The sequence below is a fragment of the Pseudomonas sp. TE4620 genome (assembly GCF_056279045.1).
This window is the reverse complement of the sequence record NZ_JBWBQO010000001.1, coordinates 4646682-4669191: the sequence shown is the minus strand read 5'-3', so window position 1 is coordinate 4669191 and position 22510 is coordinate 4646682. Positions and strand designations below refer to the sequence as shown.

The following is a 22510-nucleotide window of genomic DNA, read 5'->3' as shown; positions in this document are numbered from 1 at the left end:
CAAACTTTAGCGAGGTGAAAGCATGTCTGGTAATCGTGGTGTGGTGTATCTCGGCGCTGGCAAGGTCGAGGTGCAGAAGATTGACTACCCGAAAATGCAGGACCCGCGCGGTCGCAAGATCGAGCACGGGGTGATCCTGCGGGTGGTCTCCACCAATATCTGTGGCTCCGATCAGCACATGGTCCGTGGCCGTACCACGGCCCAGGTCGGCCTGGTGCTGGGCCATGAAATCACCGGCGAAGTCATCGAGAAGGGCAGGGACGTCGAAAACCTGCAGATCGGTGACCTGGTTTCGGTACCCTTCAACGTCGCCTGCGGCCGCTGCCGCTCGTGCAAAGAGCAGCACACCGGCGTCTGCCTCACCGTCAACCCGGCCCGTGCCGGTGGTGCCTACGGCTATGTCGACATGGGCGACTGGACCGGCGGCCAGGCCGAATATGTGCTGGTGCCTTACGCCGACTTCAACCTGCTGAAACTGCCGAACCGCGACAAGGCCATGGAGAAGATCCGCGATCTGACCTGCCTGTCGGACATCCTCCCTACCGGCTATCACGGCGCGGTGACGGCCGGGGTTGGCCCGGGCAGCTCGGTGTACATCGCCGGTGCCGGCCCGGTGGGCCTGGCTGCAGCGGCGTCGGCGCGCCTGCTGGGCGCTGCGGTGGTGATCGTCGGCGACGTCAACCCGGTGCGCCTGGCCCACGCCAAGGCCCAGGGTTTCGAAATTGCCGACCTGTCCCAGGACACCCCGCTGCACGAGCAGATCGCCAACCTGCTGGGCGAGCCGGAAGTCGACTGCGCGGTCGATGCCGTGGGCTTCGAAGCCCGGGGCCACGGCCATGCCGGTGCCAAGCACGAAGCGCCGGCCACCGTGCTCAACTCGCTGATGGGCGTGGTGCGGGTTGCCGGCAAGATCGGTATCCCTGGCCTGTACGTCACCGAAGACCCGGGCGCGGTGGATGCCGCGGCGAAGATCGGCAGCCTGAGCATCCGTTTTGGTCTTGGCTGGGCCAAGTCGCACAGCTTCCACACCGGGCAGACCCCGGTGATGAAATACAACCGCCAACTGATGCAGGCGATCATGTGGGACCGCATCAACATTGCCGAAGTGGTGGGTGTGCAGGTGATCAGCCTCGACCAGGCGCCTGAAGGCTATGGCGAGTTCGATGCCGGCGTGCCGAAGAAATTCGTCATCGACCCGCACAAGCTGTTCAGCGCTGCCTAAACACATCGCGGGGCAAGCCCGCTTCCACCGGTTACAAGGGAACAATCCCCCGCCCACAAGGTCGAAACCTCGTTTTCCCTGCCTTAACGGCTGACGAGGTATTTCGATGAAACGTTTCGCACTGGTCACCCTGGTGGCCCTGGCTGCCACTCCGGTATTCGCAGGCTTCAGCCTCAATGACGCGGCCAATGTCTACAACGCCGCCAAGGGCAACAGCGGCGATGCCGCGGTACAGGCCCCCGCTGCTTCGGCGAACCTGCTCAATACCCTCGGCAGCGAACTGAAAGTCACCCCCGAACAAGCCATCGGCGGCACCGGCGCATTGCTGGGCCTGGCCAAGAATCAGCTCAACAGCGGCGATTACGAGCAACTGAGCAAAGCCGTGCCCGGCCTTGACCTGCTTTCCGGCGAGAAGGCCCTGGGCGGTTTGAACGGTCTGGGCACGCTGCTGGGCAAGAGCGACAAGTCCTCGGCCCTGAGCAATGCCCTGGGTAATGTCAAAGACACCAATGACCTCAACAACGCCTTCAGCGCGCTGGGCATGGACACCGGCATGATCGGCCAGTTCGCGCCGTTGATCCTGCAGTACTTGGGCCAGCAAGGCGTCGGCGGCTCGCTGTTGCAGAGCCTGGGCAGCCTGTGGGGCACAGGGGCGGGCGTGCCTTCCGTGTAAGCCAGCTATTTGCGCGGGCGGGGCGGTGTGCTATATGTCCCGCCCCGTTTTACAAGGAAGTGTGATTCGCCATGTTCATGGACGCCCTGAAGATGTCTTTGCCTGCCGACGCCGTGCTCGGCTTTGTGGTCTACATGCTCGGCGCCGCCGTGCTGTTCGGCCTCTACGCATTCATCTACACCCGCCTGACCCCCTACAACGAATTGCGCTTGATCCGCGAAGGCAACAATGCCGCCGCCATTGCCCTGGCCGGTGCCTTGATCGGTTTTGCGATTCCGGTGGCCAGTGCCATTTCCCATTCGATTTCGCTGCTCGACTTCCTGCTCTGGGCGCTGATTGCCGCAGTGGTGCAGTTGCTGGCGTTCGTGGTGGTCAACCGCTGCGTCAAAGGCATGGCTGAACGGGTTGCCCGCCAGGAAACCGCCTCGGCCATTTTGCTGGCCGCCGTGTCCATTGGTATTGGCCTGCTCAACGCCGCCTGCATGACCCCCGCCGCCTGATCAGGGACGATCGACAATGAAACGCAGCAAAACCATTCGCCTGGTCGCCCTCGGCAGCCTGCCGCTGGTGCTGTCCGCCTGTGGCGACCGGCCGACCAAAATCATCAGCGAAACCAAGCGCTACCAGGACGTCGACTATTGCGTCATGGACGGCAAGCCGCGCCAGGTGTGCCAGCAAGCCTGGGTCGCCGCGCAGAACCACCATGCCGCCAACGTCCCGCGCTTTTTGACCGCCGAGGCCTGTGAGGCAGTCTATTTCAAGTGCGATTTTCGCCGTTACGCCAACAACTACGTGCCGCCGATGGAAGGCTTTGCCCTGACCACCGAACGCCAGGTGTACGCCGACGATGAGGACAACAGCAGCAGTTCGTCGACCAACAGCTCATCGTCGAGCGGCGGCTCCGGCGGCGGTCGTCGCTATTACGAGTACACCGACACCGATGCGCGCTATTCGACCGAGGCGATCTATCACGAGCGCGACGGGCGCAATGCGTTCAAGGTCAGCACCCTGACCGAGCAAGTGGCAAATCACAATTATTACGCCGGCCTGGACACCTCGCACCCGGCCTCGCAGCCGTTCAGCGAAGCCGCGCAGCATGCGGCGGCGAGTGGCGGCGGTAGCGCCGTTGCCGGCAGCGACCCGGCGCACGTGGGCAGCGCCCATCCGGCGATTATCCCCATGGCCCAGACTAACAAGCTGATCAGCTCGGCCCGGCCGTTCGCGGTGGGTACCCACAACGGTTTTGTCTCGCGTGCTTCGGGGCGTGGCGGCTTCGCTTCCTGAACGAGGTCAGCCGATGAAACGCAGCAAATCCCTGCGCCTGCTGGCCTTGGGTAGCCTGCCGCTGGTACTCAGTGCCTGCGACAACCAGGTGGCGGCAATCAAGCCGTATAGCGAGGTGCGTCACCATCAAGGGGTGCAGCAGTGCATTGGCAGTGGCACCCGCGCTGAAGCGTGCAATGAGGCACGGGATGTCGCGCAGCAGCTGCACTATGCCCACGCGCCGCGCTTTGACGACCTCAACGCCTGCCAGCTGCGCTTTGAGCGCTGCCAGCAGGTCGAGGGCAACGGCTTTTTTCTGCCGGCCATGGACGGTTTCAACCTGACCACCGAGCGCCAGGTCTATGACGACGGGGTGCCGATCGACCAGGCGCACTGGACCAGCCTGCGCTACGTCGATGCCGCACCGCGCTACCTGGCGGAGCCTGTGTACCGGGCGCGCAAGGGCCGCGAGGCGTTTGTCAGCAGTGCATTGAGTGAACAGGGCAGAGCTGACGTGGCGCCTGCCCAATTGCGTGTTTTCGGCGGTAACAGCTATGGCTCGACGCGTTGGTTGACCCTGGATAGCAACGGGTTCAACAGCCGCTCGTCGCTACGCGGCTACAGCACCTGAGGATTGCAGATGAAGCGAATTTCCATCGCCCCGCGCCCGGACTGGCGTGCCACCGCCGAGCAGTTCGGTTTCAATTTCCACACCTTCGGCGACGAGCCCTACTGGGACGAGTCGGCCTATTACCAGTTCAGCCTGCGGCAGATCGAAGACGATCTTGAAGAGCCCACCCGCGAACTGCATGAGCTGTGCATGGCGCTGGTGGCCGAGGTGGTCGACAGTGAAGAGCTGCTCGAGCGCCTGGCGATCCCGGCACCGTACTTCGATTTGATCCGCCGCTCGTGGCGCGACGGCCACCCGCATTTCTACGGGCGCATGGACCTGTGTTACGACGGCAAGGGCCCGGCCAAGCTGCTGGAGGCCAACTACGACACGCCGACGTCACTCTACGAAGCCAGTTTCTTCCAGTACCTGTGGCTGGAGCAGCAGATGCAGCGCGGCATGCTGCCGGCCGACGCCGACCAGTTCAACAGCCTGGAAGACAAACTCACCCAGGTGATGGGTGCCAATACCTTTGCCACGCCGTTCTACTTTTCTTCGGTGAAAGACTCGATCGAAGACCGCGGCACCGTCGAATACCTGCGCGATATCGCCCTCGGCGCCGGGCTCGATGCGCGCCTGGTAGACATGGAAGACATCGGCCTGAGCCGCGGCGGGCGATTTGTCGATGATGTTGGCGCACCGATCCCGAGCCTGTTCAAACTCTACCCCTGGGAAGACATCTTCCATGACCCCTACGGCCCGGCGATCGCCACCAGCGGTACCTTGTTCGTCGAGCCGCCGTGGAAGGCGATCCTTTCCAACAAGGGCATGCTGGCGCTGCTGTGGGAACGCCACCAGGGCCACCCGAACCTGCTGCCGGCGTTCATCGAGCAAACCCCGGGCGCGCCCCTCGACAAGGGCTGGGTGCGCAAGCCGTTCTTCTCGCGCGAAGGCGCCAACATCGAGATCCACACCGCCAGCGGCAAGCGGGTGGTCGAAGATGGCCCGTATGGCGGCGGGCCGAGCATCATCCAGCAGTTCCAAGCGCTGCCGCGCTTTGGCGACAGCTACACGGTGATCGGCAGCTGGGTGGTCGGCGACCTGCCGGCGGGCATCGGCATTCGCGAAGACAACTCGCTGATCACCAAGGACAGCAGCCGCTTTCTGCCCCACGCGATCATCGACTGATCAGCGCAGCTCGGCGCGCAAGGCCTCGATGCGGGCGTCCTTGGCGTGCCAGAGCTGGTTGACCCAGTCCTGCACGGTCTGGCGAAACACCGGGTCGTTCTCGTAGTCGCCGCTCCACAGTGCCGGGTCCAGCTCATGTACCTGGATGTCGATGATCACCTTGGGCAAATTGCCGCTGAGCAGGTCCCAGAACCCTGGGGCCTTGTCGCCGGGGTAGACGATGGTGACATCCAGCAGGGCGTCGAGCTGTTCGCCCAGCGCCGCCAGCACGAAGGCCACGCCGCCGGCCTTGGGCTTGAGCAGATGCTTGAAGGGTGACTGTTGGGCGGCGCGCTTGGCCTCGGTGAACCGCGTGCCTTCGAGGTAGTTGACCACGGTCACCGGCTGGCGCTTGAACAGCTCGCAGGCGGCCTTGGTGATTTCCAGGTCCTGGCCCTTGAGCTCGGGGTGCTTGTCGAGGAAGGCCTTGCTGTAGCGCTTCATGAACGGGTAGTCCAGGGCCCACCAGGCCAGGCCCAGCAAGGGTACCCAGATCAGTTCCTTTTTCAGGAAGAACTTGAAGAACGGAATGCGCCGGTTGAGCACCTGGATCAGCGCCGGGATATCCACCCAGCTCTGGTGGTTGCTGACCGCCAGGTACGAGGTGTCGATACGCAGGTCGGCGGCGCCGCGCACGTCCCAGATGGTCGGGATGCACAGGCGGAAGATCAGTTTGTCGATTTCGGCCCAGGTTTCGGCGATCCACATCACCGCCCACGAGGCATAGTCGCGGTAACGGCCGGGCAGGACCAGTTTGAGCAGGGCAAAGACCATCAGCGGGCCGATCAGGACCAGGGTGTTGAGCAGCAACAGCAAGGTCACAAGAATGCCCGTCAGCAAGCGGCGCATAAGAAAGCTCTTATATTCAAGTAAGCGGTCGGCAATGATAAGCACCCGGTCGGCGTACGCCAAATGCTCCGGTCTGCTCCCGCCGGACAAATGTTTCACATTGTGTTGAATAAGCTATTGGCGCGAACCTATCCTGCCTTCGCAGTCTAAACACTGTCTTATCTCAAGGAAGCGGATCCTGTGAAATCGGTACTTGCACTGCTGTCCCTGTTAGCCCTGCCGGTCCTGGCCGCCGAGCCGACCCTGTATGGCCGCTACGAATACATCAAACTGCCGGAAGTCGGTGGCCAGACCTTCAAGGCCAAGATGGACACCGGCGCGCTGACCGCTTCGCTGTCGGCCAAGGACATCGAAACCTTCACCCGTGACGGCGAAGAGTGGGTGCGCTTTCGGGTCGCCACCAAGGACGCCGACGGCAAGGTCTATGAACACAAGCTGGCGCGCATCAGCAAGATCAAGAACCGCGCCGATGAAGACGAAGACGGCGAGGGCGCCGAGATCAGCAAGCGCCCGGTGGTCGACCTGGAGCTGTGCCTGGGCGACGTGAAACGCACCGTCGAGGTCAACCTGACCGACCGCAGCAGTTTCAACTACCCGTTGCTGATCGGTGCCAAGGCGCTGCGCGAGTTCAAGGCGGCGGTAAACCCGGCGCGGCGCTTTACCGCAGACAAGCCGAGCTGCTGAGCAGCTCACTAGCTGCAAGCTTTAAGCGACAAGCTGCAAGAAAAAGCGGTTCAGTGTAACTTCACGCGATCCGCTTCTTCTTGAAGCTTGTCGCTTGAGGCTTGCCGCTCCAGATGCCCCACATTTTAATTGTCGAAGACGAAGCGGCCATCGCCGATACGCTGATTTTCGCCCTGCAAGGCGACGGTCACAGCACCGAGTGGGTGACCCTGGGCAGCGCCGCGCTGGAGCAGCAACGCCAGCGCCCGGCCGACCTGATCATCCTCGACATTGGCCTGCCGGACATCAGCGGTTTTGAAACCTGCCGGCAACTGCGCCGTTTCAGCGAGGTGCCGGTGATGTTCCTCAGCGCTCGCGATGGCGAAATCGATCGGGTGGTGGGCCTGGAAATCGGCGCCGACGATTACGTGGTCAAACCCTTCAGCCCTCGCGAAGTGGCGGCCCGGGTGCGGGCGATCCTCAAGCGCATGGCGCCGCGCGCGGAACCTGTGGTGAGCGCCGCCGAGCTGTTCCAGGTCGATACCCTGCGCATGCAGATCCACTACCGTGGCCAGGCCCTGAGCCTGACCCGCCACGAGTTTCGCCTGCTGCAAAGCCTGCTGGAGCAACCGGAGCGGGTGTTCAGCCGCGAGCAACTGCTCGATGCCGTCGGGGTCGCCGCCGATGCCGGCTACGAGCGCAGCATCGACAGCCATATCAAGAGCCTGCGCGCCAAGCTACGTGCGGTGGCTGCCGACGCCGAGCCGATCCAGACCCACCGCGGCCTGGGCTACAGCTACAGCCCGAGCCATAGCTGATGCGCCTGGGGATCCGGATTTTCCTGGTGTACTTCCTGTTCGTCGGGCTGACCGGCTACTTCATCCTCAGCACTGTGCGCGAGCAGATCCGCCCCGGTGTGCGTCAGTCCACCGAAGAAACCCTGGTCGACACCGCCAACCTGCTGGCGGAAATCCTCCACGACGACGTCAAGGCCGGCACCCTTGGCCAGAGCCGTTTGCCGGTGCTGCTGCGCGCCTACGGCCAGCGCCAGCCCAAGGCCGATATCTGGGGCTTGTCGAAGAACCAGGTCAACCACCGCATCTATGTCACCGATGCCCAGGGCAAAGTGCTGCTCGACTCGGCCGGCGTGGCGGTAGGCGAGGACTATTCGCGCTGGAACGACGTCTACCTGACCCTGCGCGGCCAATACGGTGCACGCTCGACTCGCAGCAACCCGGACGATCCGGATTCGTCGGTGATGCACGTGGCGGCGCCGATCCTCGATGACGGCAAGATCATCGGCGTGATCACCGTGGCCAAGCCGAACAAATCGCTGCAACCCTATATCGACCGCTCCGAGCGGCGCCTGCTGTACCTCGGCCTGGGCCTGATCGGCCTTGGCCTGCTGGTGGGCGCGGCATTGTCGTGGTGGCTGGCGCGCTCGCTGCGCCGCCTGACGCGCTACGCCCAGGCGGTCAGTGAAGGCGAGCGCACGGCGCTGCCGCATTATCGCGGTGGTGAGTTGTGGCAACTGGCGGCGGCGGTGGAGCGCATGCGCACCCAGCTTGAAGGCAAGGATTACGTCGAGCGCTATGTGCACACCCTGACCCACGAGCTGAAAAGCCCGTTGGCGGCGATTCGCGGCGCCAGCGAGCTGCTCCAGGGGCCGATGAGCGACGAACAGCGCCAGCGTTTTGCCGGCAATATCGAAAGCGAAAGCGCACGTATGCAGCAATTGATCGAACGCCTGCTCAACCTGGCTCAGGTCGAGCAGATGCAAGCGCTGGAAGAACAGCAACAGGTGCCGCTGGCAGCATTGGTCGACGAGTTGCTGCTGGCCCAGGGCGCGCGGATCGAAAGCGCCGAGCTGCAGGTGCGTCAGCGTCTGCCCGCGGCCGCGCGCCTGCTGTGTGACCCGTTCCTGATGCGCCAGGCCATCGCCAATCTGCTCGACAACGCCCTGGACTTCACCCCTCCAGGCGGTTTGCTGGTGTTCGAGCTGGAGCACGGCGATGGCCGCGTGGCCTTGAGCCTGTTCAACCAGGGCGAGTCGATTCCGGACTACGCCCTGGGCCGGCTCAGCGAGCGCTTCTATTCGCTGCCACGACCGTTCAGTGGGCGCAAGAGCACCGGCCTGGGGCTGAATTTCGTCGAAGAGGTGATGCAGCTGCATGGTGGCGCGCTGGAAGTGGCCAACGTCGAGGACGGCGTGCGCGTACGGTTGTGGCTGCCGGCCAAGCGCCTGGGCTGAAAACTTCACAGAGTCTGCACACAGGCTCCACATAAGTCCGCAAGGGCTCCATTTCGTTTGCGCAGACTCTGCCCATCGAAACCGGAGTCCTGTCCATGCACCGCAAACTGAGTTACAAACTGGCCGTGATCGGCTTTTTGATCGTATTGCTGCTGATCCCGTTGTTCATGATCGGCGGCTTGATCCAGGACCGTCAGTACCAACGCGATCGCGTGGTGCGCGACATTGCCGAAAGCTCAAGCTTCGCCCAGCAGATTACCGGGCCGATGCTGGTGGTGCCGTACCGCAAGATTGAACGGCGCTGGAAGACCGAAGAGGGCAAGAGCTTCCAGGAAATCAGCCAGGTCAACGGTCATTTGTATTTCCTCCCGGAAACCTTCGACCTCAACGCCAGCATCGACACCGAGCTGCGTTCGCGCGGTATCTACGAAGCGCGCCTGTTTCACGCCAATAGCCACATCAACGGCCATTTCGAGATCCCGGCCAACTGGGGCATTACCGAGGACTTCGAGGATTACCGCTTCGAACCTGCGTTCCTGGTCGTCGGTATCAGCGACATCCGCGGCATCGAAAAAGGCCTGCAACTGCAGCTCAACGACCAGCGCCTGGACTTTGCCGCCGGCACCAAGCTGGGCTGGATGAGTGGTGGTGTGCACGCACTGTTGCCCGGTGTCGATGGCAAGGTCGCCAGCGTGCTCAACTATGCCTTCGACCTCAGCCTGCAAGGCACCGAACAGCTGCAGGTGGTGCCGGTAGGGCGTAGCACCAGCGTGGCCATGGCCGCCAACTGGCCGCACCCGAGCTTTGACGGCAACTACCTGCCGGTCAGCCGCAAGATCGATGCCGGTGGTTTCTCGGCGCGCTGGCAGACCTCGTTCTTCTCCACCAACCTCGAAGACGCCCTGACCCAGTGCGTGGTCAATGACAAGTGCAATGCCTTCAACGGTCGCGCTTTCGGGGTCAGCTTCATCGACCCGGTGGACCAGTACCTCAAGAGCGAGCGGGCAATCAAATATGCGCTGCTATTCATCGCCCTGACCTTTGCCGGCTTCTTCCTCTTCGAAGTGCTCAAGGGCCTGAGCGTGCACCCGATCCAGTACGGCCTGGTGGGCGTGGCCCTGGCATTCTTCTATCTGCTGTTGCTGTCGTTGTCCGAACACCTGGGCTTTGCCATGGCCTATGCCTTGTCGGCGAGCGGTTGTGTGTTGCTGATCGGCTTCTACCTGTGCCACGTGCTGCACAGCGTGTTGCGCGGCATGGGCTTTGCCCTGGGCCTGGCGATGCTCTACGGCATGCTCTACGGTCTGCTGACGGCCGAGGATTACGCTTTGCTGATGGGTTCGCTGCTGCTGTTCGCGCTGCTGGGTGTGTTCATGGTCCTGACCCGTCGCCTGGACTGGTATGGGGTTGGCCAGGTGAAGCTGTCGTGAGCGGCTTGCGCGAGGAGAGGTATCTGGGGGCAGTGCTGGCGATGAAAATCGCCAGGCTGTTCGTGCGCTGGGAGGCAGAAGTCAGCATCGCGGGGCAAGCCCGCTCCTACCACGCACGTAGGAGCGGGCTTGCCCCGCGATAAGGCCGGCTCAGACAATCGAAGGGTCAGTCGCGCGCATCGATTCACGCAGGCAAACCTGCGTATACCACCCCGCCAGCTGCGGCTGTTGCTCACGCCAGCCGAAGTCGGGGAAGCGCAGGTCGAGGTAACCCAGGGCGCAGGCCACACCGATGGCGGCGATGTCGAAGCCTGAGGCAAGGTCGGCGAAATGCTGCTGCTCAAGGTTGCTCAGGCCACGACGAATCTTGTCCTGTTGCGCCTCGATCCAGCTGTCCCATTGCTTGTCCTTGGGCCGCAGGAAGGTTTCGTAACGGGTCAGCACCGCGGCATCCATGATCGCATCGGCCAGCGACGCCAGGGTCAGGCGATGCCAGCGCGGCCAGCCGTCACGGGGGATCAGCGGGTTGCCGACATGCTGCAGGTCGAGGTATTCGCAGATCACCCGGCTGTCGTGCAGCACGCTGCCGTCAGCCAGGCGCAGGGCTGGGATCTTGCCGGCCGGGTTGCCCTGGTTGAGCTCGGCCACCGGATCGACCGGGGTGAGGTTGACGGTCTGCAGCGCCACCCGGTCGGTTTGCCCGGTTTCGTGCAGCACCACCAGGACCTTGCGCACGAACGGCGAGGCCGGCGAATGAAACAGGGTCATGCTTGGTGCGGACATGTCGATCCCTCAGTTGCCTTGCAGGCTCGGTGGCAGGCAGACACCGGTACCGCCGATGCCGCAGTAGCCGTCGGGGTTCTTGGCCAGGTACTGCTGGTGGTAGGCCTCGGCAAAGTACACGGTCGGCGCCTGCTCGATCTCTGTGGTGATCTCGCCGAAACCGGCTTTGCTCAGTTCGGCCTGGTAGGCCTGCTTGCTGGCCAGTGCCTCGTCCAGTTGCTGGGGGCTGGTGCAGTAAATTACCGAGCGGTACTGGGTGCCGATGTCGTTGCCCTGGCGCATGCCCTGGGTCGGGTTGTGCAGTTCCCAGAACATCGCCAGCAGCTCTTGGTAGCTGACCTTGTCCTTGTCGAACACCACCAGCACCACTTCGGTGTGGCCGGTCAGGCCCGAGCAGACTTCTTCGTAGGTCGGGTTGGGGGTGAAACCGCCGGCATAGCCGACCACGGTGCTGACCACGCCTTCACGCTGCCAGAAGCGCCGCTCGGCCCCCCAGAAGCAGCCCAGACCAAAGATTGCGAAGTCGATGGCGCCTTCGAAGAACGGGCCGAGCAGCGGGGTGTCCTTGAAGACAAAATGCTTCTCGGGCAGGGTCATCGGGGTTTCGCGGCCAGGCAAGGCCTGTTCGGCAGTGGGCAGGACGTTTTTGTTCACCAGAATCTCCGAGCGCAGGACCATGATCGTTCCTCTGCTGATTGGGGTAGGCAAGGCTGGTCCCATCGCGGGTCAAGCCCGCTCCCACTGTGGGAGCGGGCTTGACCCGCGATGGGACCCGAATGAACCTATATTGCCCGAGACAAACGCCGCTGTCAGGCGATAGGGCCACGCGGATAGCGTTTGAGTTTGGTGATCAGCTCGCTGCCCGGAATCGGCCGGTCGAACAGGTAGCCCTGGCCGACATCGCAGCGGTGGCGACGCAGGAAGGCCAGCTGCTCGGCGGTCTCGATGCCTTCGGCCACCACCTTGAGCTTGAGATTGTGGGCCATGGCCACCACCGCCGAGGTAATCTCCATGTCGTCCTGGTTGTCGGGGATTTCGTGGATGAAGCTGCGATCGATCTTGATGATGTCGATCGGGAATTTCTTCAGGTAGCTCAACGACGAATAGCCGGTGCCGAAGTCGTCCATGGCCAGGGTCAGGCCCAGTTGCTTGAGCTGGTCCAGCTGGCGGTGAGTGTCTTCGGTAGCTTCCAGCAGCAGGCCCTCGGTCAGCTCCAGCTCCAGCAGGTGCGGGGGCAGGGCTTCTTCCTTGAGGATATTGGCGATCGAGGCGACCAGGTCCGGATCGGAAAACTGCTTGGGCGAGAGGTTGATCGCCACCTGCAGGTTGCCCAGGCCCTCCAGGCGCAGCGTCTGGCTCATGCGGCAGGCCTGGCGGGCGATCCACTTGCCGATGGGGATGATCAGCCCGGTCTCTTCGGCGACGCTGATGAACTGGTCGGGGCGAATCATGCCCTTTTCCGGGTGGTTCCAGCGCAGCAGCGCTTCCAGGCCCAGCAGGCGGCCGCTGCGCAGGCACAGCTTGGGCTGGTAGAACACGTCCAGCTCGTTCTGGGTCAGGGCGCGGCGCAGGTTGTTCTCGACGAACAGCTTGTAGCTGGCTTCGGCATTGAGCGCTTCGGTGAACACCTGGACCTGGTGCTTGCCGTTGGCTTTGGCCTTATGCAGGGCCAGGCCTGCGTTCTTCATCAGCGTCTGCGGGTCGCGCCCGTGCAGCGGCGCGCAGGCCAGGCCCACGGAGCCGGTGACGTTGATCAGCTGGTTGTCGACGAACATCGGTTTGTCGAGGGTGCGCAGCAGTTGCTGGGCCACCTGCTGGCCGCTTTCAAGGTCGGTGTCTTCGAGCAGCACGGCGAATTCGTTACTGGCAAAGCGCGCCAGACTGCCGCCGGGGCTCAGGCTGTTGCGCAGGCGCCGGGCCAGGCTGATCAGCAGCTTGTCGCCGGTCTGGTGGCCGAGGCTGTCGTTGATCCGCTTGAAGTTGTCGATGTCCACCAGCAGCAGGCTGATCGGGCTGTCGCTGTCACGGGCGAAGCGCTCGTCGAGGTTGCGGATGAACGCCGGGCGGTTGCCCAGGCTGGTCAGGTTGTCGGTGTAGGCCAGGCGCTCGATGCGCTGCTGGGCCAGCTTGCTCTGGGTGATGTCTTCGTAGATGCCGATATAGTGGGTCAGTTCGCGATTGTCGCCGAACACCTTGGAAATCGACAGCTGGCCCCAGTAGGGCTCGAGGTTCTTGCGCCGGCTCTTGAACTCGCCTTGCCAGCTGTTGCCCATGGCCAGGCTCGACGGCGCGTCGAACAGCAGCTCGCTGAGGTTTTCCAGCGCCGGCAGCTCCGACAGGCGGTGGCCGTGGACTTCATCGGTGCTGTACTGGGTGATGGCGGTAAAGCTTGGGTTGACGTACTCGACCACACCGTCGCGGTTGACCAGCAAGAAGGCGTTGGCGCTTTGCTCGACGGCGCGCTGGAACAGGTGCAGGGCATTGGTCGCGGTGCGCCGGTTGTGGTTGTTGATGACCTGGGCGAACTGGTCGGCCAGCTCGCCAGCAAAGGCGATCTCATCGGTTTGCCAGGCCCGCGCCGAGCCGGTCTGCTCCAGGCACAGCACCCCGACCACCTGGCCATCGATGCGGATACTGGCATCGAGCATGGCGTTGATATCGCGTGGGCGCAGGCTCTCGGCCATGTCGCGGGTGCGCGGGTCGTGGGTGGCGTTGTGGGCGTCGATGGCGCGGCTGGTGTGCAGCGCTTCAAGGTAGTCGGGAAAACGGCTGGCGTCGATGGGCTCGGGCAGGCGGTATTCCTGGGTCGAACGGTAAAACGCCGAAATCGGCTGCAGTTGCTGCTCTTCCAGGTACCAGATGCTTGCGCAGTCGATCTTGTAGATCTCGCAGGCACTGCGGGTGATCAGCTCGGCGGCTTCGAGCAGCGAGTTGCTGGCGCTGTAGCGATGGCGCGCCAGGTGCAGGATCAGGTCCTGCTGGGCGCGCACTCGCTCCAGGTGCTCGAGCTGTTCCTGCTGGGCGCGCTGGTTGAGCTGCAGGGCGATCTGCAGGCGACTGTTGCGGGTCTCGAGGTCGGCGGCCGACAGGTCCGGGGTATCTCCCGGCTGGCTGTCGAGGACCATCAGGTAACCGCGCAGCAGTTGGCGGTTGTGCTGCTTGTAGGCCTCGCCCAGCTCCAGCAGGTGCAGCGGGCCCTGGCCGGTGTGCAGGGTGTAGCGCACCAGGTAATGCGGGCGCTGGGCCAGTTGCAGCTGGATGGCGTCGTGCAGTTTGTAGCGCGCTTCGGGCTCCATCAGGCTGGCGTAGGGCGAGCCGACCAGGGCGCAGAGTTCGACGGCGGCCAGGCCAAATTGCCGTTCGCAACCAGGGTCCAGATAGAGCAGCGCCCAGCTCGCCTCGTTCAGCCGCTCGAAACGCAGCATCCCGAGCCGCGAGGGCACGGGCAACTGCGTCACGACCTCGGCCACCATACGGCTGGCGGCATCAGGTTGGCTTTTCATCGAGAGCTCGCTTCAAGAAGGCTGTTCGCGCAAATAGAGCAATCTGCTACTACGCGTGTCGGCAAGGTTGCATCATGCGCTTGAGGCTGACAAGCGATACAGAGACCTCCGTACTAACTGTGTCGGCATTGGCGTAGGAATCTTAAGTCGGACACAGCGCATCGCGGGCTCAGCCCACTTCCACAGGACCTTTCCAGCAGATAAAAAAAGCCCCGCCAAAATGACGGGGTTGAGGTACGAGCGTGGCAGCTCGAAAAGGGAGCCTGTCTCCCCGGCAGGGGAGACAGGAAACAGCAATTACAACAGCATGGTGCGGATGTCGGTCAGCAGGTCGCCCAGGCGCTTGGTGAAGCGCGCAGCAGCAGCACCGTTGATCACGCGGTGATCGTAGGACAGCGACAGCGGCAGCATCAGCTTCGGCTGGAAGGCTTTACCGTCCCAGACTGGCTGGATGGTTGCCTTGGAGACACCGAGGATCGCCACTTCCGGCGCGTTGACGATCGGCGTAAAGCCGGTGCCGCCAATGTGGCCGAGGCTGGAAATGGTGAAGCAGGCGCCTTGCATGTCGTCGGCCGAAAGCTTCTTGGTCCGGGCTTTTTCTGCCAGGGCCGCCGCTTCGCCAGCCAGTTGCAGCAGGCTCTTCTGGTCGACGTTCTTGATCACAGGGACCAGCAGGCCGTCCGGGGTATCCACCGCGAAGCCGACGTTGACGTACTTCTTGCGGATGATCGCCTTGCCGCTCGGGGCCAGCGAGCTGTTGAAGTCCGGCAGTTCCTTGAGCAGGTGCGCGCACGCCTTGAGCAGCAGTGGCAGCACGGTCAGCTTGACGCCAGCCTTCTCGGCCACGGCCTTCTGGGCTACGCGGAAAGCTTCCAGCTCGGTGATGTCGGCGCTGTCGAACTGGGTCACGTGTGGCACGTTCAGCCAGCTGCGGTGCAGGTTGGTGGCACCAACTTGCATCAGGCGGGTCATCGGCACTTCTTCGATTTCGCCGAAGCGGCTGAAATCGACTTCCGGGATCGGCGGGATGCCTGCACCACCGGTGGCACCGGCGGCTGGAGCTTCCTTGGCCTTCTGCATCATGGCCTTGACGTAAACCTGCACGTCTTCTTTGAGCACACGACCGTGCGGGCCGCTGGCGGCAACCGCGCTCAGTTCGACGCCGAACTCACGGGCCAGCTGACGCACGGCAGGGCCGGCGTGAACCTTGGCACCGCTTGGTGCAGGGGCAGCGGCAGGCGCCGCTGCGGCCTCGGCTTTGGCAGCCGGAGCAGGTGCAGCAGCAGGTGCGGCTTCAGCCTTGGCGGCCGGGGCAGCAGCGGCAGGCGCTGGCGCCGGGGCAGCAGCGCCCTGGACCTTGAGCTTGAGGATGAAGTCGCCAGTGCCGACTTCGTCTTCAAGCTTGACGCCGATGCTTTCCACCACGCCGGCAGCCGGCGACGGGATTTCCATCGAGGCTTTGTCCGATTCCAGGGTGATCAGCGACTGGTCGGCTTCGACGCTGTCGCCGACCTTGACCAGCAGCTCGATGATCTTGGCCTTGCCCGAGGAGCCGATGTCCGGAACATGAATGTCCTGGACGGTTGCGGCAGCCGGTGCTGCGGCCGGGGCCGCCGGGGCCGGGGCAGCAGCAGGTTTTTCTTCGCCAGCAGGCGCTGCGGCAGGGGCGGCAGCCGCCGGGGCGGCAGCAGCGGCGCCCTCGACTTCCAGCTCCAGCAGTTCGTCGCCTTCTTTCAGACGGTCGCCCAGCTTGACCTTCAGGCTCTTGACCACGCCGGCCTTGGGAGCAGGGATTTCCATGCTCGCCTTGTCCGATTCCAGGGTCAGGATGCTCTGGTCGGCTTCAATACGGTCGCCAACTTTGACGAACAGCTCGATGACTTCACCTTCACCGCTGCCGATGTCAGGTACGCGAATGAGTTCGCTCACTTAAAAATACTCCTCAGCAGTCCAGTGGGTTGCGTTTGTCCGGGTCGATGCCGAACTTGGTGATGGCTTCAGCCACGACCTTCGGTTCGATATCGCCACGGTCAGCCAAGGCTTCCAGGGCAGCCAGCACCACGAAGTGGCGGTCGACTTCGAAGAAGTGACGCAGCTTCTTGCGGCTGTCGCTGCGACCGAAGCCATCGGTACCCAGGACTTTGAACTCTTTGCTCGGAACCCACTGGCGAATCTGCTCGGCGAACAGCTTCATGTAGTCGGTGGAGGCAATGACCGGGCCCTTACGGCCAGCCAGGCACTCTTCGACGTAGGTAACCTGAGGTTTCTGACCAGGCTTGAGGCGGTTGCTGCGCTCTACGGCCAGGCCGTCGCGACGCAGTTCGTTGAAGCTGGTAACGCTCCAGACGTCGGCGCCAACGTTGAACTCTTCACGCAGGATCTTCGCCGCTTCGCGAACTTCACGCAGGATGGTGCCGGAGCCCAGCAACTGAACGTGGTGCGCCGCTTCGCGGGTGTCTTCCTCGAGCAGGTACATGCCCTTGATGATGCCTTCCTCGACACCGGCCGGGATGGCTGGCTGCTGGTAGGACTCGTTCATCACGGTGATGTAGTAGAAGACGTCCTGTTGCTCTTCGGTCATCTTCTTCATGCCGTCCTGGATGATCACCGCCAGCTCGTAGCCGTAGGTCGGATCATAGGTGCGGCAGTTCGGGATGGTCGCGGCCAGCATGTGGCTGTGACCGTCTTCGTGCTGCAGGCCTTCACCGTTGAGGGTGGTACGGCCGGCGGTACCGCCGATCAGGAAGCCACGGGTGCGGCTGTCGCCAGCGGCCCAGGCCAGGTCGCCGATACGCTGGAAGCCGAACATCGAGTAGAAGATGTAGAACGGCAGCATCGGCTGGTTGTGGTTCGAGTACGAAGTACCGGCAGCGATGAAGGAGGACATGGCGCCTGCTTCGTTGATGCCTTCTTCGAGGATCTGGCCCTTTTTGTCTTCGCGGTAGAACATCACCTGGTCTTTATCGACTGGCTCGTAGAGCTGGCCGACGGACGAGTAGATGCCCAGCTGGCGGAACATGCCTTCCATACCGAAGGTACGGGCTTCGTCCGGGATGATCGGGACGATGCGCTGGCCGATTTCCTTGTCCTTGACCAGTTGCGCGAGGATCCGCACGAAGGCCATGGTGGTGGAGATTTCACGGTCGCCCGAGCCGTCGAGGATCGCCTTCAGGGTTTCCAGTGGCGGGGTCGGGATGCTGAAGCTCTTGGCGCGGCGCTGCGGCACGAAGCCACCCAGGGCGCTGCGGCGCTCGGCCAGGTAACGGGCTTCGGCGCTGCCTTCTTCAGGCTTGAAGAACGGCAGGTTTTCCAGCTCTTCGTCCTTGACCGGGATGTCGAAACGATCGCGGAAGTGACGCAGGCTGTCGACGTCGACCTTCTTGGTGTTGTGCGCGGTGTTCTTGGCTTCGCCAGCACCGGTGCCGTAACCCTTGATGGTCTTGGCCAGGATGACGGTCGGTTGCTCTTTGTGGTTGACCGCCTGGTGGTAGGCCGCATAGACCTTGTACGGGTCGTGGCCGCCACGGTTGAGCTTCCAGATCTCGTCGTCGGACAGGTCGGCGACCATGGCCTTGAGTTCTGGGGTGTTGAAGAAGTGCTCACGGACGAACGCGCCGTCCTTGGCCTTGTAGTTCTGGTACTCGCCGTCGATGACTTCGTCCATGCGACGCTGCAGGATACCGTCGACGTCCTTGGCCAGCAGTGGGTCCCAGAAACGGCCCCAGACCACTTTGTTGACGTTCCAGCCACCACCACGGAACACGCCTTCGAGTTCCTGGATGATCTTGCCGTTGCCGCGAACCGGGCCGTCGAGGCGCTGCAGGTTGCAGTTGATGACGAAGATCAGGTTGTCGAGCTTCTCGCGGCCAGCCAGCGAGATTGCGCCCAGGGATTCCGGCTCGTCGCACTCGCCGTCGCCCATGAAGCACCAGACTTTCTGCTTGCCTGCAGGGATGTAGCCGCGGCTTTCCAGGTACTTCATGAAGCGTGCCTGGTAGATCGCCTGGATCGGGCCCAGACCCATGGAAACGGTCGGGAACTGCCAGAAGTCAGGCATCAGCCATGGGTGCGGGTACGAAGACAGGCCCTTGCCATCGACTTCCTGGCGGAAGTTGTTCATCTGGTCTTCGCTGATGCGGCCTTCCATGAAGGCGCGGGCGTAGACGCCAGGCGAGGCGTGGCCCTGGAAGAAGATCAGGTCGCCGCCGTGTTCTTCGGTCGGAGCCTGGAAGAAGTAGTTGAAGCCGATGTCGTACAGGGTGGCACTGGAGGCGAAGCTCGAAATGTGGCCGCCCAGGTCCGAGTCTTTCAGGTTGGTGCGCATCACCATGGCCAGCGCGTTCCAACGGACCAACGAGCGAATGCGGCGTTCCATGAACAGGTCGCCAGGCATGCGTGCTTCGTGGGTAACGGGGATGGTGTTGCGGTATGGCGTGGTGATGGCATATGGCAGCTGAGAGCCACTACGGGTGGCCAGCTCGCCCATACGGGTCATCAGGTAGTGAGCGCGGTCTTCGCCTTCTTTGTCGAGAACCGACTCCAGGGCGTCCAGCCATTCCTGGGTTTCGACGGGATCGAGGTCTTGCATGGCTTGCTCCAGGGCGGAAAGGCTTCCAGAATCGGTTGCCTGAGTTTGCGACTGGCCTTTTGGGCAGACGACATAAAATTCTTGGATTACCGGAGAGTGTACCGGCGTTGTGTAGTTTTACTACAAATGAATCACCATTTCATGCTTTTGAAGTGATCGGGCAGTAGTAAAACTACACAAAAATGGCTCGTGGCCGCAGTTCGGGTTGTGGGAAAAATCGATACCGGTGGTTAAAAACAAGTTAAGAAAAGGTTTGCTGCGATGGTTTCTGCCAGAAAATCAGTTTTTACAGCTATTTCTAACTTTTGTACGACAGTCCAACCGTGGTCAGGGTTCCCCGGTCCGCTCGCTGCCAACCCAATCTCGCCGATCAAGGATAGACCATGAGCCTGCCTTTGCTGGCCGAACTGCCGGCCACCCTCACTGCCTTGGTCAGCCGTAACGAGCAATCGTTTCGTGCGGCTGTCGCCCTGCAGCCAGAACTGTCTGTTGCTGACTGGAACGCCGAGCGCTGGGCGCAGTTCGCCCGGGTGAGCGCGGCCAGTGATTTTGCCCTTGAACAGGTGCTGCGCGACCCGGCGATGCTGGTCGATCTGGCCGCCAGTGGCGAACTCGACCGGGCCTTTGCCGCGGGCCAGTTGTGCGCGCAGATCGCTGCCGCCAGCCAGGCCGCCGAGAGCGAGGACGAACTGGCGCGCAACCTGCGCCGCCAGCGCAGCCGCCAGCAGGTGCGGATCATCTGGCGCGACCTGACTCGCCAGGCCGACCTGGTGCAGACCTGCCGCGACCTGTCCGACCTTGCCGACGCCTGTATAGACCAGGCCTACAACTGGCTGTACCCGCGCCATTGCCAGCAGTTCGGCACGCCGATCGGCCATCGCAGCGGTGAGCCGCAGCACATGGTGGTGCTGGGCATGGGCAAGCTCGGCGCGGTGGAGCTTAATCTGTCGTCGGACATCGACCTGATCTTCGCCTTCCCCGAAGGCGGCGAAACCGAAGGGGTCAAGCGCTCGCTGGACAACCAGGAGTTCTTCACCCGCCTGGGCCAGAGGCTGATCAAGGCCCTGGACCCGATCACCGTCGACGGCTTTGTATTTCGGGTCGACATGCGCCTGCGCCCGTACGGCTCGGCCGGCGCCCTGGTGCTCAGCTTCAATGCTCTGGAGCAGTACTACCAGGACCAGGGCCGCGACTGGGAACGCTACGCGATGATCAAGGCGCGGGTGGTGGCCGGTGACCAGGTGGCCGGCGCGCAGTTGCTGGACCTGCTGCGGCCCTTCGTTTACCGGCGTTACCTGGATTTCTCGGCGATCGAAGCGTTGCGCACCATGAAGCAGCTCATCCAGCAGGAAGTGCGGCGCAAGGGCATGGCCGAGAATATCAAGCTGGGTGCCGGCGGCATCCGCGAAGTCGAATTTATTGCCCAGGCCTTCCAGTTGATTCACGGCGGGCGCGACCTGAGCCTGCAGCAGCGGCCGTTGCTCAAAGTGCTGTCGACCCTCGAAGGCCAGGGTTACCTGCCGCCGGCGGTGATTGCCGAGCTGCGCGAAGGCTATGAATTCCTGCGCTATACCGAACACGCGATCCAGGCGATTGCCGACCGCCAGACCCAGATGCTCCCGGACGATGAGCTGGACCGCGCGCGCATCGCCTTCATGCTCGGCTTTGCCGACTGGCCGAGCTTCCATGCGCAACTGATGCACTGGCGTGGGCGCATCGACTGGCACTTCCGTCAAGTGATTGCCGACCCGGACGAAGACGAGAATGAAGAAGGCGAAGTGATTGTCGGCGGCGAATGGCTGCCGCTGTGGGAAGAAGCCCAGAATGAAGAGGCCGCCTGCCGTCAGTTGCAGGACGCCGGTTTTGCCGACCCGCAAAAAGCCCTCAAGCAACTCGCCGGCTTGCGTGTCAGCCCGCAGTTGCGGGCCATGCAGCGCCTGGGGCGTGAGCGCCTCGATGCCTTTATTCCGCGTTTGCTGGCCCAAGCAGTGGAGCATGCCGACCCGGACCTGGTGCTGGAACGGGTGTTGCCGCTGGTCGAAGCGGTAGCCCGGCGTTCGGCCTACCTGGTGCTGCTCACCGAAAACCCCGGCGCCCTGCGCCGCCTGCTGACCCTGTGCGCCGCCAGCCCATGGATCGCCGAGCAGATCACCCGCTTCCCGCTGCTGCTCGATGAGTTGCTTAATGAAGGCCGCCTGTTCAGCCCGCCGCAGGCCCCGGAACTGGCCGCCGAGCTGCGCGAGCGGCTGACGCGCATCCCCGAGGACGATCTCGAGCAGCAAATGGAGGCCTTGCGCCACTTCAAACTGGCCCACAGCCTGCGCGTGGCCGCTTCAGAAATCGCCGGCAACCTGCCGTTGATGAAAGTCAGCGACTACCTGACCTGGCTGGCCGAGGCGATTCTCAACCAGGTGCTGGCCCTGGCCTGGCGCCAGACGGTCAGCCGTCACGGCCAGCCCAAGCGCAGCGACGGCAGCCTGTGCGACCCAGGCTTCATTATTGTCGGCTACGGCAAGGTTGGCGGCATCGAGCTGGGCCACGGCTCGGACCTGGACCTGGTGTTCATCCACGACGGCGACCCGCAGGCCGAAACCGATGGCGCCAAGCCGATCGACAGCGCGCAGTTCTTTACCCGCCTGGGCCAGCGCATCATTCACCTGCTGACCACCCAGACCAACTCCGGGCAGCTCTACGACGTGGACATGCGCCTGCGACCTTCGGGTGCGTCGGGGTTGCTGGTCAGCTCCCTGGGCGCCTTCGAGCGTTACCAGCAGAACGAAGCCTGGACCTGGGAGCACCAAGCCTTGGTCCGCGCCCGGGTGCTGGTCGGTTGCCCGCAGGTGGGCACGGCGTTCGAGGCGGTGCGCGCGCGCATCCTTGGCCAGGCCCGCGACCTGCCCAAGCTGCAGGCCGAGGTCAGCGAGATGCGCGCCAAGATGCGCGACAACCTCGGCACCAAGCTCAGCGCCGCCGGGACTGCGGCCAATGCTTTCGAGGCCGGCGTGCCCTTCGATATCAAGCAGGATGCCGGTGGTATCGTCGATATCGAATTTATGGTGCAATACGCCGCTTTGGCCTGGTCTCACGACCATCCGGCACTGTTGCGCTGGACCGACAACATCCGCATCCTCGAAGAGCTTGAGCAGGCCGGGCTGATGCCCGCCAGCGATGCCGTGCTGCTGCGCGAGGTGTACAAGGCGTTCCGTTCCGCCGCGCACCGCCAGGCCCTGCAAAAGCAGGCCGGGGTAATCGATGCCGGGCAGTTCGTCCAGGAGCGCCAGGAGGTGCGGCGGATCTGGTCGCAGCTGGGTTTGAGTTGAGCCATCGGCCAGGCGGTTCAGGCACCAGGACGCCTGCCACGACCACAGTACAGCCCGAGTGGCGTACACTGGTCGACATATAGCCTGAATATAAAGAGGGGAGGCCAGGCTGTTTGCGAACAGTTTGC

The 22510-nt window shown here is 63.2% G+C and carries 17 protein-coding genes; 11 read left to right on the top strand and 6 right to left on the bottom strand.

Translation table 11 applies throughout. The features are described 5' to 3' along the window. Positions 1 to 22: 22 nt before the first annotated feature. The 6 genes from fdhA to ACZ9A3_RS21695 all read left to right on the top strand — a co-directional run bounded on the left by fdhA (position 23) and on the right by ACZ9A3_RS21695 (position 4956). Positions 23 to 1222 carry a formaldehyde dehydrogenase, glutathione-independent gene (gene fdhA / locus ACZ9A3_RS21720; RefSeq protein ID WP_045199135.1) on the top strand — a complete coding sequence of 400 codons (1200 nt, stop codon included), beginning with the start codon at positions 23 to 25 and terminating at the stop codon, positions 1220 to 1222. A 106-nt stretch (positions 1223 to 1328) separates the two neighbouring features. Further along, entirely contained in the window at positions 1329 to 1895 is a 567-nt protein-coding gene (locus tag ACZ9A3_RS21715) for a DUF2780 domain-containing protein (protein ID WP_045199137.1), read from the top strand. A gap of 71 nt (positions 1896 to 1966) precedes the next feature. Then, entirely contained in the window at positions 1967 to 2395 is a 429-nt protein-coding gene (locus tag ACZ9A3_RS21710; RefSeq protein WP_093378770.1) for a DUF350 domain-containing protein, read from the top strand. A 16-nt stretch (positions 2396 to 2411) separates the two neighbouring features. Continuing rightward, the gene (locus ACZ9A3_RS21705; protein ID WP_045199141.1) at positions 2412 to 3179 is read left to right on the top strand and encodes a DUF1190 domain-containing protein; all 768 of its coding nucleotides are present in this window, start codon (positions 2412 to 2414) and stop codon (positions 3177 to 3179) included. A 13-nt stretch (positions 3180 to 3192) separates the two neighbouring features. Beyond that, the gene (locus ACZ9A3_RS21700) at positions 3193 to 3789 is read left to right on the top strand and encodes a DUF1190 domain-containing protein (protein ID WP_093378773.1); all 597 of its coding nucleotides are present in this window, start codon (positions 3193 to 3195) and stop codon (positions 3787 to 3789) included. A gap of 9 nt (positions 3790 to 3798) precedes the next feature. Continuing rightward, positions 3799 to 4956: a glutathionylspermidine synthase family protein gene (locus ACZ9A3_RS21695; protein WP_093378777.1), complete on the top strand. Its 1158-nt coding sequence runs from the start codon at positions 3799 to 3801 to the stop codon at positions 4954 to 4956. On the opposite strand, the gene ACZ9A3_RS21690 is transcribed toward ACZ9A3_RS21695, so the two are convergent. After that, entirely contained in the window at positions 4957 to 5844 is an 888-nt protein-coding gene (locus ACZ9A3_RS21690) for an acyltransferase (protein WP_093378780.1), read from the bottom strand. It abuts the gene before it with no gap. 180 nt (positions 5845 to 6024) lie between these two features. On the opposite strand from ACZ9A3_RS21690, the gene rloA2 reads away from it, so the two are divergent. From rloA2 to creD, 4 genes are all read left to right on the top strand, one after another. Next, positions 6025 to 6528, top strand: coding sequence for a retropepsin-like aspartic peptidase RloA2 (gene rloA2 / locus ACZ9A3_RS21685; protein ID WP_195885188.1), 504 nt, complete (start codon positions 6025 to 6027; stop codon positions 6526 to 6528). A gap of 113 nt (positions 6529 to 6641) precedes the next feature. Further along, positions 6642 to 7325: a two-component system response regulator CreB gene (gene creB, locus ACZ9A3_RS21680; RefSeq protein WP_045199148.1), complete on the top strand. Its 684-nt coding sequence runs from the start codon at positions 6642 to 6644 to the stop codon at positions 7323 to 7325. After that, positions 7325 to 8758: a two-component system sensor histidine kinase CreC gene (gene creC, locus ACZ9A3_RS21675; protein ID WP_093378787.1), complete on the top strand. Its 1434-nt coding sequence runs from the start codon at positions 7325 to 7327 to the stop codon at positions 8756 to 8758. The genes creB and creC overlap by 1 nt, the downstream gene beginning before the upstream one ends. A gap of 95 nt (positions 8759 to 8853) precedes the next feature. Next, complete coding sequence (creD, locus tag ACZ9A3_RS21670; protein WP_045199151.1) at positions 8854 to 10188, top strand: cell envelope integrity protein CreD; 1335 nt, start codon at positions 8854 to 8856, stop codon at positions 10186 to 10188. Positions 10189 to 10338: 150 nt separating this feature from the next. Here creD and ACZ9A3_RS21665 read toward each other — a convergent pair whose 3' ends face one another. The 5 genes from ACZ9A3_RS21665 to aceE all read right to left on the bottom strand — a co-directional run bounded on the left by ACZ9A3_RS21665 (position 10339) and on the right by aceE (position 19062). Beyond that, the gene (locus tag ACZ9A3_RS21665) at positions 10339 to 10971 is read right to left on the bottom strand and encodes a glutathione S-transferase (protein ID WP_476253104.1); all 633 of its coding nucleotides are present in this window, start codon (positions 10969 to 10971) and stop codon (positions 10339 to 10341) included. A 9-nt stretch (positions 10972 to 10980) separates the two neighbouring features. After that, positions 10981 to 11649 carry a peptide-methionine (S)-S-oxide reductase MsrA gene (gene msrA, locus ACZ9A3_RS21660; protein WP_093378790.1) on the bottom strand — a complete coding sequence of 223 codons (669 nt, stop codon included), beginning with the start codon at positions 11647 to 11649 and terminating at the stop codon, positions 10981 to 10983. A gap of 131 nt (positions 11650 to 11780) precedes the next feature. After that, complete coding sequence (locus tag ACZ9A3_RS21655; protein WP_045199157.1) at positions 11781 to 14474, bottom strand: putative bifunctional diguanylate cyclase/phosphodiesterase; 2694 nt, start codon at positions 14472 to 14474, stop codon at positions 11781 to 11783. A 297-nt stretch (positions 14475 to 14771) separates the two neighbouring features. Further along, a complete protein-coding gene (gene aceF, locus ACZ9A3_RS21650; protein ID WP_093378794.1) occupies positions 14772 to 16403 on the bottom strand; it encodes a dihydrolipoyllysine-residue acetyltransferase in 1632 nt (543 codons plus the stop codon). Between the two features lie 13 nt (positions 16404 to 16416). Then, positions 16417 to 19062 (bottom strand): pyruvate dehydrogenase (acetyl-transferring), homodimeric type, encoded by a 2646-nt coding sequence (gene aceE / locus ACZ9A3_RS21645; protein ID WP_045199161.1) that lies wholly within the window; start codon positions 19060 to 19062, stop codon positions 16417 to 16419. A 383-nt stretch (positions 19063 to 19445) separates the two neighbouring features. On the opposite strand from aceE, the gene glnE reads away from it, so the two are divergent. Next, the gene (gene glnE, locus ACZ9A3_RS21640) at positions 19446 to 22382 is read left to right on the top strand and encodes a bifunctional [glutamate--ammonia ligase]-adenylyl-L-tyrosine phosphorylase/[glutamate--ammonia-ligase] adenylyltransferase (protein WP_213603052.1); all 2937 of its coding nucleotides are present in this window, start codon (positions 19446 to 19448) and stop codon (positions 22380 to 22382) included. Positions 22383 to 22510: the final 128 nt, after the last annotated feature.

What these genes read in the sequence shown, in the direction of transcription:
- fdhA (WP_045199135.1), top strand. Translation starts at nt 23, where the DNA reads ATGTCTGGTAATCGTGGTGTGGTGTATCTCGGCGCTGGCAAGGTCGAG.
- ACZ9A3_RS21715 (WP_045199137.1), top strand. Translation starts at nt 1,329, where the DNA reads ATGAAACGTTTCGCACTGGTCACCCTGGTGGCCCTGGCTGCCACTCCG.
- ACZ9A3_RS21710 (WP_093378770.1), top strand. Translation starts at nt 1,967, where the DNA reads ATGTTCATGGACGCCCTGAAGATGTCTTTGCCTGCCGACGCCGTGCTC.
- ACZ9A3_RS21705 (WP_045199141.1), top strand. Translation starts at nt 2,412, where the DNA reads ATGAAACGCAGCAAAACCATTCGCCTGGTCGCCCTCGGCAGCCTGCCG.
- ACZ9A3_RS21700 (WP_093378773.1), top strand. Translation starts at nt 3,193, where the DNA reads ATGAAACGCAGCAAATCCCTGCGCCTGCTGGCCTTGGGTAGCCTGCCG.
- ACZ9A3_RS21695 (WP_093378777.1), top strand. Translation starts at nt 3,799, where the DNA reads ATGAAGCGAATTTCCATCGCCCCGCGCCCGGACTGGCGTGCCACCGCC.
- ACZ9A3_RS21690 (WP_093378780.1), bottom strand. Translation starts at nt 5,844, where the DNA reads ATGCGCCGCTTGCTGACGGGCATTCTTGTGACCTTGCTGTTGCTGCTC.
- creB (WP_045199148.1), top strand. Translation starts at nt 6,642, where the DNA reads ATGCCCCACATTTTAATTGTCGAAGACGAAGCGGCCATCGCCGATACG.
- creC (WP_093378787.1), top strand. Translation starts at nt 7,325, where the DNA reads ATGCGCCTGGGGATCCGGATTTTCCTGGTGTACTTCCTGTTCGTCGGG.
- creD (WP_045199151.1), top strand. Translation starts at nt 8,854, where the DNA reads ATGCACCGCAAACTGAGTTACAAACTGGCCGTGATCGGCTTTTTGATC.
- ACZ9A3_RS21665 (WP_476253104.1), bottom strand. Translation starts at nt 10,971, where the DNA reads ATGTCCGCACCAAGCATGACCCTGTTTCATTCGCCGGCCTCGCCGTTC.
- msrA (WP_093378790.1), bottom strand. Translation starts at nt 11,649, where the DNA reads ATGGTCCTGCGCTCGGAGATTCTGGTGAACAAAAACGTCCTGCCCACT.
- ACZ9A3_RS21655 (WP_045199157.1), bottom strand. Translation starts at nt 14,474, where the DNA reads ATGAAAAGCCAACCTGATGCCGCCAGCCGTATGGTGGCCGAGGTCGTG.
- aceE (WP_045199161.1), bottom strand. Translation starts at nt 19,062, where the DNA reads ATGCAAGACCTCGATCCCGTCGAAACCCAGGAATGGCTGGACGCCCTG.
- glnE (WP_213603052.1), top strand. Translation starts at nt 19,446, where the DNA reads ATGAGCCTGCCTTTGCTGGCCGAACTGCCGGCCACCCTCACTGCCTTG.